We start from the raw sequence: 13,715 nt of genomic DNA on the forward strand, positions 1-13,715 counted from the left end.
GGAGTTGGAAAATGTCGACCCGATACGCACACATCGCCTTCTCCCCCGCTGCGGTGGAGCGTCAGCGGTCGACCGGAAGTTTCACCGTGTACGGTTCGAAACTCGATCAGCCTGACGAAGGCCCGATGGAATTCGATTTCCGCGCGCAGGGATTCGTGAAATCCGTGGATTCCTTCTTCATGTCCACGGTGACGCCCGACGGTTGGCCGTACGTCCAACATCGCGGCGGCCCGCGCGGATTCCTGCATGTGTTGGGCCCGAATCGAATCGGATTCGCCGATCTCCCCGGCAATCAGCAATTCGTGACGCTCGGCAATCTGGAAGAGAACAATCGCATCTCGCTGTTCGTCATCGATTACCCGACGCGAACGAGATTGAAGATCTACGGGCGTGCGCAGGTGATCGAAGCGGACGAGGACCCTGCACTACTGCAACAGCTCTTGCAAGTCCCCGGCGGCACCATGACGGCAAAAGCCCAGCGTTCCATCGTCATCGACGTCGAAGCGTTCGACTGGAACTGCAGTCGAAACATCACGCCACGCTTCGACAAGGAGCGCATGGACGAATCCCTCGCTCTGGCACGCCAACCCCTGCAAGCCGAGGTAGATCGGCTTAGTGCCGAGGTCGAAGAATTGCGTGCGCGGTTGTCGAAAAACGAATGAGACTAGGCGGTTTCAGGGCACTCGGAGTCGGGTAGCCACCAAACACGGCCCGTCGCGCGGAGACGACGGGTCCCGTTGTGCCCGAGGAGGTCCGCACGATCGATCCAGACGGTGGAGTTCTGGTTAACGAACTGCACCGCCACCATTCACGACTGGTTCCACACAGACAGATTGGCCGTCCCCATGAAACTGTCCCGAACTCTCACCATGTCCGTACTCGTCGTCGCCGCAGTCGGCGCCGGAGCCGGCACCGCGGTCGCAGCGCCCCCGAATGCGGGCTTCGATCCGTCCCAACCCCTACTGACACCGACCGCAGAGTCGAACAGCCAGGCGGCGTTGATGCTCTTCCCCGGTAACGATCCGAAGCAGGCCGCGTTCGACACGATGGCCAACGAGGTCAATATCGGCTGGAACAACGGTGGTCTGCAGTCGACCCTGATCGGAGCCAACCTCGGCGTCGGAATCGGCTGCCTGTCGATCTTCCCGAACTTCATCGCCGGCTGCATCGTCGGTGGAGTCATCGGCACGGTTGCCGGAGTCGGCGCAGGAATCACCAACGGAAACCCGAACGCTGCGCCGGCCGTCGAGAAGTTCTTCGCGACTCCTTGAGTAGCGCTCAGCTGTGCGTGTGCCCGGGGGTGGGTGTCTCGTCGTGAAAATGTCTGGCGCCGATCGAATGCAGCAGCTGGTGAACGGTGTCGTCCGCCAGTTGGTATCGCATCGATCGGCCGTCGCGGGTCGCGCTCACCCACCCCTGGCTACGCAGTAGCCGCAGCGCATGTGAGACGGCTGTGCCGCTCATCCCCAGCGCCACGGACAAATCCGTGACGCAGATACCCGGTGCGTGATGAAGGCAGAGCAACAGACGCAGACGATTGGTGTCGGAGAGAAGCTCGAAGCGACCGGACCAACTGGTGACGTCCAAACCCTCGAGTGCGGCCCTGGCGCGACGAACATCCTCGACGCTCAGCGCGCCACTGGTGTCTGCTGCGCCTGCATTCGTCAACCGACTGCCTCCGTAGAACTTCCGATCCCCCGCCGCAAGTGTACCCAGAAGCGAACCTCGTCAGGCAGACTCCACCACGGCCGCCATACCCTGGCCACCGCCGATACACATGGTCAACAGCGCTTTTCCGCCGCCGCGTCGGCCGAGTTCGTGAAGCGCGGTTGTTGCCATACGCGCACCCGTCGCTCCCACGGGGTGCCCGAGCGAGATGCCGGAACCGTTGACGTTCAGGCGATCGAGGTCCTCGAATCCCCATTCCTTCACGACGCCGAGAACCTGGCACGCAAACGCCTCGTTCAGCTCGACCAGATCGAAATCGGCAAAGCGTGCCCCGGTGCGAGCAAACAGTTTCGAGACGGCGGCAACCGGCCCGAGGCCCATCAGCGCCGGTTCACAACCGGCCGCGGCCCAACTGTCGAGGAACCCGATGGGTTCCAGCCCCAGCTCGTCCAGACGATCCTCGGCGACAACCAACATCGCTGCCGCAGCGTCGTTCTGCTGGCTGGCGTTACCGGCGGTCACGACGCCTCCCTCGGTCACCGCACGCAGCCGTGCCAGGGTTTCGAGTGAGGTATCCGGACGAATCCCCTCGTCAGCACGAAACTGTGTGACGTTCCCTTTTCGATCCGTCAGTTCGACGGCGACGATTTCGGCATCGAAGCGGCCGGATTCTCTTGCCAGTGTTGCCTTTCGGTGGCTGTCGACGGCGAAGGTGTCCGACTCTTCCCGCGTGATCCCGCAGCGTGTCGCGACGTTCTCGGCCGTTTCGATCATTCCGCTGATCCGACCGAATCGCCACTCGGGTTGCGAGCGCTCGCGGCCACGATCGAGGCGGTCGAACAGTTGCAGCCCACCGGATCTGGTGCCCCACCGCGCTCCGGTGGTGTAGTGCTCGATCCCGCTCATCGATTCGACGCCACCCGCGAGAACCACGTCGGCCGCACCCGTCTGGACCATCATGGCCGCGGAAACGATGGCCTGCAGACCCGTTCCACATCGGCGATCCGTCTGGAAGCCGGCTACCGAAATCGGCAACCCGGCCTCGAGCGCCGCCCACCTTCCGATGCACGGTGCCTCCGAATTGGCATACGACTGCCCCATCGCGACGTCGTCGATGCGGGACGGATCGATTCCGCTACGACGCACGGTCTCCTTGACGACGGTGGCAGCCAGACTTTCCGCAGGCACGTCACGAAGTGCCCCTCCGAAACGGCCCACCGCGGTTCTGACCGGCGCGACCAATGCTGCTCGTTTCACAACTGACCTCGAATCTCGTTCTGGAAGAATGGAAAAGGATTCAGGAGACCAACAGGCGCACGGTATCCGCTACCAGCGCAGGTTTACCCGCTCCTTCGATTTCGATCGTGTACCGCACGACTATCGTCGCGCCCTTCGCGGTGCGCTCGAAGGAAAGAATCTCCGCACCTGCCCGCACCGAAGAACCGACCTTGACCGGTTCGGGGAATCGCACCTTGTTGCTTCCGTAGTTCACGGTCATGGAGATTCCGTCGACACGCATCACCTGAGCGCCGAGCACCGGCAACAACGAAAGAGTCAGATAGCCGTGGGCGATGGTGCCGCCGTACGGACCCTGCGCTGCGCGCTCGGGATCCACGTGAATCCACTGGTGATCCTCGGTGGCGTCGGCGAACTTGTCGATCCGATCCTGTGTGACCGGGAACCACGCGCTGTAGCCCAAGTGCTCACCGACAGCCGTCTCTACTTCGTCGATTCCGTTGAAAATTCGCATAGTTCTCTCCTGAAAGGTGTTGAACAGCAAAGAAAAGTGCAGCGCTAATGTGCGCCGCGGCGCAGCGTCAATGTGCGCCGCGGCGCAGCGTGACCCGATACGTGTACTGCTCCGGCAAGAAATAGCTCACCGACAACTCGTTGGCAACGCCCTGCGCGTTGGAGTACAAACGGTCCACCCGCAACATGGCGTGGCCGATTTCGCAATCGACGTCCCTGGCAACGTCCGCCGTGGCCGGGGACACCGTGATCGATTGTGCTGCTTCGACAATCGGACTGTCGATCAGCGGTTCCAGCAAGCCGATCACCGTATTGGCGCTCACCGCACCGGCCGCCATGGCGGGCAGGTCGATGATCTGCCGCGCGATCGCCTCCGGCAGATGCGCCGTCGTCTGCACGAACGGAACTCCCTCGTGTATCCGCCGGAAGACCACGGTGTACACGACGTCGGTGTCGAGCCGAAGCCGACTGGCCGCCTCGATGTCCACGCGCCGGTGCAGCGGTGACACCACTTCCATCGTCGTGTCCCGCGAAAGGTTCATGAGATCTTCGATGGATCCGAGATGACGGAGATAGCGGCCGCTGTTCTCGGTCACGAACGTTCCGCGCCCGGGTACTCGGTACACGATGCCCTCGGCAACCAGATCGTGAAAGGCTCGGCGGACCGTCTGCCGACTCACGCCGTGATGCTGCGCCAGTTCGGATTCGGTGGGCAGTTGAATGCCGTCGCGGTAGGTACCGGCAGAGATCTGCTGACGAAGCTCACGAGAGAGGCGTTGGTACGCCGGCTCCGTCTCTCTTTCCTTACCGCTCATAGCGACATGATCCTACTTGCTCACCGGTCCGTCACAGACCGCCGCGGGCAACCAGCTGCGAAACGATCACGTTGCGCTGAATTTCGTTGGTTCCCTCCCCGACGATCATCAGTGGTGCATCACGGAAATACCGCTCGACGTCGTACTCCGTCGAGTAGCCGTAACCGCCGTGGATGCGGACGGCGGACAAAGCGATTTCCATCGCCACCTCGGAGGCGTACAGCTTGGCCATGCCTGCCTCCATGTCGCACCGCTCGCCGCTGTCGTACATCTGCGCCGCGTGCCACGTCAGCTGCCGTGCGGCCGTCAGCTTCGTTGCCATGTCGGCGAGGTAATTGCCGATCGACTGGTGCTTCCAGATCGGCTGGCCGAAGCTCTCGCGCTGCTGCGCGTAGGCAAGTGAATCCTCGAGTGCGGCCGTGGCGACGCCCAGTGCGCGGCAAGCCACCTGTATACGGCCGGTCTCGAGCCCCTTCATCATCTGCCCGAAACCCTTTCCGGGAGTACCGCCCAGAATGGCCGACTCGGAGATGCGGTAATTGTCGAAGGACAGTTCACAACTCTCGACGCCCTTGTATCCGAGCTTCGGGAGGTCGCGGGAGACGGTCAGCCCTTCGCCGTGCTCGACGAGAACGATCGAGATGCCCGCATGACGAGGGCTTGCGCTTGGATCGGTCTTGCACAGCAAGGCGATCACGCCGGATCGGCGGGCATTGGTGATCCATGTCTTGGCGCCGTTGACGACCAGATCTGTGCCGTCGCTCTTGGCGTTGGTTGTCATGGCCTGCAGATCGGAACCTCCGCCGGGCTCGGTGAGGGCCATCGTTGCCCGGATCTCGCCGGTTGCCATTCGCGGCAGGTACTTCACCTTCTGTTCTTCGGTACCGAACAGCGAGATGAGCTTGGCGACCACAGTGTGCCCGCCCATCGCTCCCGCCAGGGACATCCATCCGCGCGACAGTTCTTGCGTCACCTGCGCATAACAGGGCATGGACACCGGCGATCCGCCGTACTCCTCGGGAATCGCGAGCCCGTAGATCCCGATCTGCTTCATCTGATCGATCCACTTCTCGGGATACTCGTTCGCGTGCTCCACCTCCTGGACCGTGGGCTTGACCTCTCGGTCGACGAACCGGCGCACGGTTTCGATCAGGAATGTCTCTTCGTCGTTGAGCTTGAGCATGAATCCGCCTCGACTTGAAATAAGTTTGTACGGCCATATTTCGATATTGTTCGCGCAATGTCAATACCGCGCCTTGACATCGATACGCAGCAACTGCCAGCATCGAGGCAGTTCCGTGCACATCAACGCCGTTCACGGCAGCTCATCCACTTCACAACTGGCCGTACATTTGATTTCCAGATCGAGGTAATCGACACACTATGGACGAGAACCACTACCGCGCCACCAGACGTCGCGCGTCCCTGGTCGCGCCGGGTTCAGACGAGCGCAAGGCACGCAAAGCACTCTTCTCGAACGCAGACGAGGTGATTCTCGACCTCGAAGATGCCGTCACTTCGGCGAACAAGGACCTGGCGCGAACCCTCGTGAGCACCTTGGTGCACGAGTTCGGTAGGGCGCGCACCATCTCGGTCCGAATCAACGGCCTGACCACACCATGGGCCCGCGACGACCTGATCGCCTGCGGCGCCCTCGGAGAATCGCTGACGAGCGTGATCGTCCCGAAGGTCGAGTCCGCCGACGAACTACTCGAGGCCGAGCACATCCTCTTCACTGCCGGTGGGCACCACACCACCCTGCAAGCCCTGATCGAAACTCCGCTCGGCGTCCAGAATGCCGACTCCATCGCCCGCGCGACTCCTCGTCTCCAAGCCGCGATCATCGGATACGCCGATCTCGGTGCAGCGCTCGGCCGTTCACGCTCGGCACTGCCTGAACACTGGCTTGCCGTCCAGGACAGAATCCTGATCGCCTGCCGCGCAGCCGGCGTCGCAGCCATCGACGGGCCCTTTCTCGGCATCACCGACGACGACGCTTTCCGCCGCGCCGCGCACTGGACCAGCGCTCTCGGGTTCGACGGCAAATGGGTCATCCACCCGGCGCAGATCGACTCGGCCACTACCGCATTCACTCCTTCGGACGACGCCGTCAATGACGCCCGACGGGTACTGACCGCACTCGAAGAAGCCGAAACCCTGGGTTCGGGTGCCGCCCAACTCGACGGCCAGATGCTCGACGAAGCTGTGGCCGTGGCAGCGCGTCGTACGCTTGCCCGAGCCGAAGGAGTCACCGTATGAGCGAGCACTACGTGGGAGGCCCGTACTTCGACGAGCTCACCCATGGTCAGATCTTCGACGAAGCCCCCGCGGTGACGTTGACCAGTGGACTCGCCGCCTCCCATCAGGCGATCCTCGGTGACCGCATGCGCTTGCCTCTCGACGCACACTTGTCGTCGAGCGTCACGGGTTCCGGTGCACCAGTGGCAAATCCAGGACTGGTCACCGACATCGCCATCGGCCAGTCAACCGTGGTCACACACCACGTCAAGGCGAACCTCTTCTACCGTGGACTGCGATTCCACCGTTTCCCGGTACTCGGCGACACCCTGTACACGCGCACCGAGGTTGTCGGTCTACGCGAGAACTCGGCCAAGCCGGGACGCGGCGCCACCGGACTTGCCGCGCTACGGATGACGTCTGCTGATCAGAACGGCAACACGGTCCTCGACTTCTACCGCTGCGCCATGCTCCCCCTGAGCCCCGACCCGATCGAGGCGAGAACTCGCCACGCCGACGACCTCGGGGCGATCGGTCCGTCCGAACCGGCTCCGTACGTATCACCTGACGGTTGGGACCTCGACACGTATCGAGAGCGGGTACCCGGCAGGCACTTCGATTCCGATTTGGTGGGCTCCGTCTTCCACAGCAGCGGCGACGTCGTCTCCAGCGCACCCGAACTTGCCCGGCTGAGCTTGAACATCGCAGCGACGCACCACGACGATCGCGTCGGCGCCCACGGTCGCCTCGTCTACGGCGGCCACACCATCGGGATCGCACTCGCCCAGGCGACTCGCGCTCTGCCCAACGTGGTGACGGTTCTCGGGTGGCACTCGTGCGATCACACCGGACCCGTTCACGAGGGCGATACCCTCACGAGCGAACTGCACGTCGAAAACTCGTCGCCCCTCGAACACGGAACCGCAGTGCAACTGCGTTCGCTCGTGTTCTCCCACAATGCTTCTGCAACACAAACTCCGGTTCTCGACTGGCGTTTCACCGTGTTGATGGCATGAGCACACACTCTTCTATCACGGAGGACCACACATGACTCAGAGCCCAGGCCCGCTGTCCGGGCTTCGCATCGTCGAGGTCTCGAGCTTTGTCGCCGCGCCGCTGTGCGGACTGACGCTCTCCCAACTCGGCGCCGAGGTGATCCGGATCGACCCGATCGGAGGTGCCTCCGATTACAACCGCTGGCCCGTCACAGACAAGGGCGAGAGCATCTACTGGACCGGACTCAACAAAGGCAAACGGTCACTGTCAGTGGACATGCGCGCCGAACGCGGCCAAGAACTGATACGCCAACTGGTCACGGCGCCGGGACCTGGCGGCGGAATCCTGGTCACCAACGCCGGCGGCCGTAAGTGGATGAGCCACGACTCCCTGGCCCAGTTGCGTAGCGACGTCATCACCCTCGAGATCCTCGGACGCCGCGACGGCAGCCCCGGAGTCGACTACACGGTCAACGCCGCCTTGGGATTTCCACAGATCACCGGCCCCGCCGACTACGCCGGAGTTGTCAACCACGCACTGCCCGCCTGGGACGTCGCATGCGGGCTCTACGCCGCCCTGTCGATCACTGCCGCAGTGCGCCAACGTGACTCGACCGGACATGGATCTCGGATCACGCTCCCACTCGAAGACGTCGCATTGGCCACCGCGGGAACCCTCGGTTACCTCACCGAAGTACAAGTGAACGGTCGCAGTCGCGAGTCCGGCGGAAACGCCGTCTACGGCACGTACGGAATCGATTTCGTCTCCAGCGACAACGACCGGTTCATGATCGTTGCACTCACTACCCGTCATTTCCGCGACCTTGCGTCGGTCACCGGCACCACGGCGGCTGTCGACGCTGTCGAAGCTGCACTCGGAGCCGACTTCTCCACCGAAGCGGATCGCTACCGTCATCGAGAGGTACTCACTGCTCTGTTCTCACATTGGTTCCGGGAACACAGCGGCGCCGAGATCGCTGCAGCGCTGGACACATCGTCGGTTCTGTTCGAGAGGTACCGCAGTTTCGAGGAAGTGGTGAAATCTGGCGAACTGGAGAACAACCCGATGTTCTCCGCACTCGATCAACCTCGAATCGGAAGCTACCTGGCTGCCGCCAATCCTGCCTCGTTCGACGGCGCACACCTGGGTACCGGACCCGCCTCCGAGGTCGGCGGCGATTCGATCGCGGTGCTCGCCGACATCCTCGGAACCAACGCCGATCACGCCTCGACGCTGATCGCGGACGGCGTCGTCGGGGTTCCGGCGAACTGACCTACCCGGAAGATGTTTTCGGCCTCGGGACATTTGTTCCGAGGCCGAGAACATGTCGAGAGTGCGTCAGAGACCAAGATCCTTCGCGATGATGGTCTTCATGACTTCACTTGTGCCACCGTAGATTCGTGTGACACGCGTGTCTGCGTAAAGACGCGCGATGGGATACTCGGTGATGTAGCCGTACCCGCCGTGCAATTGGAGGCACTTGTCGATCACTCGACCTGCCGCCTCGGTGCAGAACAGTTTCGCCTTCGCTGCGTCGGGAATCGTCAGAGTGCCGCGGTCATGACATTCGAGTGCGTTGTCGGACACCAGCTGGATGGCATCAACCTCGGTAGCGCATTCGGCCAGAACGAATTTGGTGTTCTGGAAGGCCGCGACCGGCTTGCCGAACACCTTGCGGTCCTTGACGTAGTCGATGGCAAAGCGAAGCGCTGCACTGGCAGTGGCGGCCGCTCCGAACGCGATGGTCAACCGCTCCTGAGCCAGGTTGTGGGTCAGATAGCTGAAGCCGTCGCCCTCTTCTCCGAGTCGGTCCTCGACGGGCACCTTGACGTCGACAAACGAAAGCTCCGCAGTGTCGGAGGTCTTGAGCCCGATCTTGTTGATCTTGCGCCCCACCGAGTATCCGGGCGACGACGTATCGATCACCAGAATCGACAACCCCGTGCGCCGGTTCTCCGCTGTGCTGGGCGCGGTACGGCACACCACCAGGACGCGGTCGGCAAGTACTCCACCGGTGATGAACGTCTTGGAACCATTGACCACGTAGTGCGTACCGTCCTCCGACAGCTTGGCCGTGGTCGCGATGTTCGCCAGATCCGATCCTGTTCCCGGTTCGGTCATCGCAATCGCGAACATCAGATCTCCGGAAGCGAAGCCCGGCAACCAGCGGCTCTTCTGTTCTTCGTTCGCGTACTCGAGCAGGTAGGGCAGGATCAGGTTCGTATGCACCGACTGCGAGCCGAACGACGCCCCGGCGGCAGCAACTTCCTCGGCGACGACGACGTTGAACTTGAGCGACTTCTCGCCGCCTCCGCCGTATTCTTCCGGCACCTGAATTCCGAGTACGCCCAGCTCTCCGAGTCGTCGGTAGAAGTCACGGGGCGGGTGACCGTCCTCTTCCCACTTCTCGTGGACCGGGGTTACTTCCTTCGCGATGAAATCGCGAACGGTTGCCCGGAATGCCTCGTGATCCTCGTTGAACACGGTGCGCTGCATGTCTGAACTCCAGTCGGTCAAGGGGACAGGGTGATCCTGATCTCACCTTGCCTCAATGTTCCGCATTCGATCCAACACTCATCGGCTATGCGTCCGATAGGGCGTACCAATATGGCCTGACCTGCGATACATAGGCAACCGCTATCGTTCCGATCATCGACGCGACATTGCTCAAAGTGATCCAGAACACGTTGAATGGGTCAGCCGGCAAACACACCACCATCGATCGCTTCGAGGCCGCGCTTCGAGCACGATCGCATCCGCCCACCAGTCTCGAAGGGACGCCACGTGACCCCCATCGCGCCACAGCGTAACGACGTCCAGCCCGAAGCAACAGCAACGCCAGATTCGTCAGCAGTTCCCGTCTTCGGTACCCGCAAGCGTGCGTGGACGATGACCGGGCTCGTCGTTTTCCTCTACATCGTCAACTACGCGGACAAGGCAGTCCTCGGAATCATCGCTCAGCCCCTCGCTCGTGAGCTCGGACTGAAGTCTTCGCAAATCGGCATGGTCGGCTCGCTCTTCTTCCTGATGTTCTGCATCGGTGGATTCCTCGCCGGACCGCTCAACAAGTACCTGACCCTGCGTTGGGCGCTGTTGATCCTGGCCGCAATCTGGTCCGTGGTCATGCTCCCCCTCGTTCTCGGCGCCAGCCTCGCGATGTTGATCGTCTCGCGCATGCTCCTCGGATTTGCCGAAGGCCCCAGTTCGGCGCTGATGCACACCGCGGCGTACTCGTGGCACCCGCCGGCCAAGCGCGGCCTTCCCGGCGCAATGCTCGCCGGATCCGCCTCTGTCGCAAAGATCGCCCTCGCGCCGGTACTGACCTTCATCGCCGTTCATTACGGCTGGCGCGCAGCGGTTCTCTCGCTCTCCGTTCTCGGTCTCGTGTGGATGGGTTGCTGGCTGGCCGGTTGGTCCGAGGGCCCGTACACGAGCAAGGCCGTCAAGGCGACCAAGACTGCAGATACAGAAGCAACCGAGGCAGCCGGGACAGCCACGAAGGCGGTCACCGAGCCCAACGTTCCGTGGCGCAAGATCCTGCTCTCCCGCACCTTCGTCAGCTGCTGCTTCCTCATCGCGACCATCTACGCGCTGACCACCGTCGTCCTCACCTGGTTGCCGTCGTACTTCGAGGTCGGCCTCGGATACAGTGCTATGCAGGCCGGTTCGATGTTCGCGCTGCCCTCGATCGTCGGTCTCGTCCTCATGATCACCTCCGGTTCCGTCACGGACAAGTTGATCGGCCGCGGCTTCACCTCTCGTACGGTTCGCGTCATCGTTCCCTGTGTCGGCGTTCTGATCTGCGGATCGATTCTCCTGTTCCTGCCACAGATCTCCACTCCCATCGTCGCTGTCGCCATGGTCTCGATCGGCTACGGGTTCTCGGCAATCACCTTCCCGCTCATCAACGCTGCGATCTCGGAGCTGTGCCCGCCGCAGCAGACTGCCGGAACGATGGGATTCTTCCTCGCCATCATGTCGATCGGTGGCCTGATTGCTCCTTACGCAACCGGAGTCATCGTGGACAACGCTGCAACCCCGGCCGACGGCTACGCCCAGTCCTTCCAGGCAATCGGCGTCATCGGAGTGATCGCCGCGGTTCTGGTCCTCGTCTTCGCCAATCCCGAGCGCGATCGCAAGCTCATCCGAGGCTGAGTACTCCACGTATAGCCATTCGCTAACAAAGCCATTCACCGAAAGACATTGCCGGGTCGACCCGCTCGTGATCGACTCGAGACACGCCCCGACCGCACAGTCGCAGAACCGGGCACGAACAGCAGGAGAGATACATGCGAGATGCCGTCATCGTCGACGCAGTACGTACACCGATCGGCCGTCGCGGCCGCGCCCTCTCGGAGATCCATCCGGCCGAGTTGTCCGCCCATGTACTGCGTGCGCTCGCTGAACGGACCGGACTCGACGCGGCGACGGTCGACGACGTGATCTGGGGTTGCGTCAGTCAGGTCGGCGAGCAGGCCGGAAGCATCGCCCGCACAGCGGCACTCGCTGCCGGCTGGCCCGACAGCGTTCCCGGCGTCACACTGACCCGGGCCTGCGGATCGAGCCAGCAGGCAGTTTCCTTTGCTGCGGCCACCGTCATCTCCGGTCAGAACGACGTGGTCGTAGCCGGAGGCGTCGAATCGATGTCACGAGTACCGATGGGTACCGCCAGCAAGAACGGTGAGCATTTTCCGGCTTCGGTACTCGAACGCTACGGGGTGGACGGTTTCAGCCAGGGGACCGGCGCCGAGATGATGGCCCGGAAATGGGCACTCACACGAACAGCTCTGGACGAATACTCCCTCCGCTCACACGAACTCGCGGCCCGTGCCACCGATGAAGGGGCATTCACCGGGCAGATCACTCCGATCGCGGGCTTGTCCCAGGACGAAGGCATTCGGCGAGGCGGAAGTGTGGAGTCGCTCGCGAAGTTGCCCCCGGCCTTCGACGCCGACGGTGCCATCCACGCCGGCAACTCTTCTCAGATCTCCGACGGGGCGGGCGCCACACTCGTCACGACCAGCGAGTACGCCCGGGCACGTGGGTGGAAGCCGCTCGTTCGTATTCACACCGCAGTGGTCGCAGCCGACGACCCGGTCATCATGCTCACCGGTCCGATTGCCGCCACCGCAAAGGCATTGGATCGCTCCGGATTGTCCATCGACGACATCGGCGCCTTCGAGATCAACGAGGCATTCGCCCCCGTCCCGCTTGCCTGGCAGTCTGAAACCGGCGCAGCCATCGATCGTGTGAATCCGCTCGGCGGCGCTATCGCGGTCGGCCACCCACTCGGCGGATCAGGTGCGATCTTGATGACTCGCCTGGCACATCACATGCGCGACAACGGAATTCGCTACGGTCTCCAGTCGATGTGCGAGGCCGGCGGCATGGCCAATGCGACCATTCTCGAATTGATCTGACCCGACAACGCTTTCGGGCCGACACGTCATCCAGCAGGAAAGAAGAATTGATCCATGAAACTCGAGGGACTTTCCACCGCGATCACCGGCGGCGCTTCAGGCCTCGGCCTGGCAACCGCTCGACGGCTGCTCGACGCCGGAGCGCAGGTCACGTTGATCGATCTGCCTTCGTCCGACGGTAAGCAGGTGGCGGCCGATCTCGGTGCTGCCGCACAATTCGCCCCGGCCGACGTCACCGACAGCGAACAATTCGCCGAAGCACTCGACGCGGCGCACGAGCGCGGCGGCCTCCGCGGCGTCGTCCACTGCGCGGGCGCCGGGCGTCGTATGCGCATTCTCGACAAGGACGGAAAAGCCGGATCGGTCGAAGATTTCGAGTTCGTCGTCAAGCTGAATCTTGTCGGTTCGTTCAACGCACTCCGTCTCGGCGCCGAGCGGATGGCGGAACTCGACGCCGTGGACGGTGAGCGAGGTGCCATCGTCATGACGGCGTCGGTCGCAGCATTCGAAGGTCAGATCGGTCAGATCAACTACACAGCGTCCAAAGCCGGCATCGTCGGTATGACGGTCACCGCTGCCCGCGATCTCGCCAGCCGCGGAATCCGCGTCAACACCATTGCTCCCGGCATCATGGACACTCCCCTCCTGGCGCGCCTACGCGAAGACGTGCGCACGGCCCTCGAAGCCTCTGTTCCCAATCCCTCACGACTGGGTCGTCCGGACGAGTTCGGCCAGCTCGCCGTCTCGATGCTCGAGAACGGCTACCTCAACGGCGAGACCATCAGACTCGACGGCGCTATCCGAATGGCTCCCCGGTGACGGGCACCAG

General features: G+C 62.7%; 14 protein-coding genes. 8 read left to right on the plus strand and 6 right to left on the minus strand.

What is annotated here, in order from left to right; translation table 11 throughout:
- The first annotated feature begins 11 nt into the window (after positions 1 to 11).
- Both G9U53_RS16945 and G9U53_RS16950 read left to right on the plus strand, forming a co-directional pair.
- Positions 12 to 662, plus strand: a complete 651-nt coding sequence (locus G9U53_RS16945; protein WP_063315758.1) for a pyridoxamine 5'-phosphate oxidase family protein — start codon at positions 12 to 14, stop codon at positions 660 to 662.
- Between the two features lie 111 nt (positions 663 to 773).
- Positions 774 to 1,271 carry a hypothetical protein gene (locus tag G9U53_RS16950; protein ID WP_003940625.1) on the plus strand — a complete coding sequence of 166 codons (498 nt, stop codon included), beginning with the start codon at positions 774 to 776 and terminating at the stop codon, positions 1,269 to 1,271.
- A 7-nt stretch (positions 1,272 to 1,278) separates the two neighbouring features.
- On the opposite strand, the gene G9U53_RS16955 is transcribed toward G9U53_RS16950, so the two are convergent.
- The 5 genes from G9U53_RS16955 to G9U53_RS16975 form a co-directional block, all read right to left on the minus strand.
- Positions 1,279 to 1,668 (minus strand): metalloregulator ArsR/SmtB family transcription factor, encoded by a 390-nt coding sequence (locus G9U53_RS16955; RefSeq protein ID WP_165638942.1) that lies wholly within the window; start codon positions 1,666 to 1,668, stop codon positions 1,279 to 1,281.
- A gap of 60 nt (positions 1,669 to 1,728) precedes the next feature.
- Positions 1,729 to 2,925 carry an acetyl-CoA C-acetyltransferase gene (locus tag G9U53_RS16960; RefSeq protein ID WP_063315757.1) on the minus strand — a complete coding sequence of 399 codons (1,197 nt, stop codon included), beginning with the start codon at positions 2,923 to 2,925 and terminating at the stop codon, positions 1,729 to 1,731.
- 40 nt (positions 2,926 to 2,965) lie between these two features.
- The gene (locus G9U53_RS16965; protein ID WP_003940415.1) at positions 2,966 to 3,418 is read right to left on the minus strand and encodes a MaoC family dehydratase; all 453 of its coding nucleotides are present in this window, start codon (positions 3,416 to 3,418) and stop codon (positions 2,966 to 2,968) included.
- A gap of 67 nt (positions 3,419 to 3,485) precedes the next feature.
- Complete coding sequence (locus G9U53_RS16970; protein ID WP_042448526.1) at positions 3,486 to 4,232, minus strand: GntR family transcriptional regulator; 747 nt, start codon at positions 4,230 to 4,232, stop codon at positions 3,486 to 3,488.
- A 31-nt stretch (positions 4,233 to 4,263) separates the two neighbouring features.
- Positions 4,264 to 5,415: an acyl-CoA dehydrogenase family protein gene (locus G9U53_RS16975; RefSeq protein WP_003940468.1), complete on the minus strand. Its 1,152-nt coding sequence runs from the start codon at positions 5,413 to 5,415 to the stop codon at positions 4,264 to 4,266.
- A gap of 200 nt (positions 5,416 to 5,615) precedes the next feature.
- On the opposite strand from G9U53_RS16975, the gene G9U53_RS16980 reads away from it, so the two are divergent.
- From G9U53_RS16980 to G9U53_RS16990, 3 genes are read left to right on the plus strand one after another with little or no spacing between them, the layout of a single operon-like run.
- Entirely contained in the window at positions 5,616 to 6,491 is an 876-nt protein-coding gene (locus G9U53_RS16980) for a CoA ester lyase (RefSeq protein ID WP_030537187.1), read from the plus strand.
- Entirely contained in the window at positions 6,488 to 7,486 is a 999-nt protein-coding gene (locus tag G9U53_RS16985; protein WP_030537188.1) for a MaoC family dehydratase, read from the plus strand. The genes G9U53_RS16980 and G9U53_RS16985 overlap by 4 nt, the downstream gene beginning before the upstream one ends.
- A 31-nt stretch (positions 7,487 to 7,517) precedes the next feature.
- A complete protein-coding gene (locus tag G9U53_RS16990; RefSeq protein ID WP_058037638.1) occupies positions 7,518 to 8,738 on the plus strand; it encodes a CoA transferase in 1,221 nt (406 codons plus the stop codon).
- Positions 8,739 to 8,804: 66 nt separating this feature from the next.
- Here G9U53_RS16990 and G9U53_RS16995 read toward each other — a convergent pair whose 3' ends face one another.
- The gene (locus tag G9U53_RS16995) at positions 8,805 to 9,962 is read right to left on the minus strand and encodes an acyl-CoA dehydrogenase family protein (RefSeq protein WP_003940617.1); all 1,158 of its coding nucleotides are present in this window, start codon (positions 9,960 to 9,962) and stop codon (positions 8,805 to 8,807) included.
- Positions 9,963 to 10,157: 195 nt separating this feature from the next.
- On the opposite strand from G9U53_RS16995, the gene G9U53_RS17000 reads away from it, so the two are divergent.
- The 3 genes from G9U53_RS17000 (at position 10,158) to G9U53_RS17010 (ending at position 13,705) form a co-directional block, all read left to right on the plus strand.
- Positions 10,158 to 11,621 carry an MFS transporter gene (locus G9U53_RS17000; protein ID WP_172403434.1) on the plus strand — a complete coding sequence of 488 codons (1,464 nt, stop codon included), beginning with the start codon at positions 10,158 to 10,160 and terminating at the stop codon, positions 11,619 to 11,621.
- A gap of 134 nt (positions 11,622 to 11,755) precedes the next feature.
- Complete coding sequence (locus G9U53_RS17005) at positions 11,756 to 12,886, plus strand: thiolase family protein (protein WP_165638943.1); 1,131 nt, start codon at positions 11,756 to 11,758, stop codon at positions 12,884 to 12,886.
- A 54-nt stretch (positions 12,887 to 12,940) separates the two neighbouring features.
- Positions 12,941 to 13,705, plus strand: coding sequence for an SDR family NAD(P)-dependent oxidoreductase (locus G9U53_RS17010; RefSeq protein WP_003939944.1), 765 nt, complete (start codon positions 12,941 to 12,943; stop codon positions 13,703 to 13,705).
- Positions 13,706 to 13,715 lie beyond the last annotated feature (10 nt).

Source organism: Rhodococcus sp. D-46, from assembly GCF_011290655.1.
GTDB classification, from domain to species: domain Bacteria; phylum Actinomycetota; class Actinomycetes; order Mycobacteriales; family Mycobacteriaceae; genus Rhodococcus_F; species Rhodococcus_F qingshengii.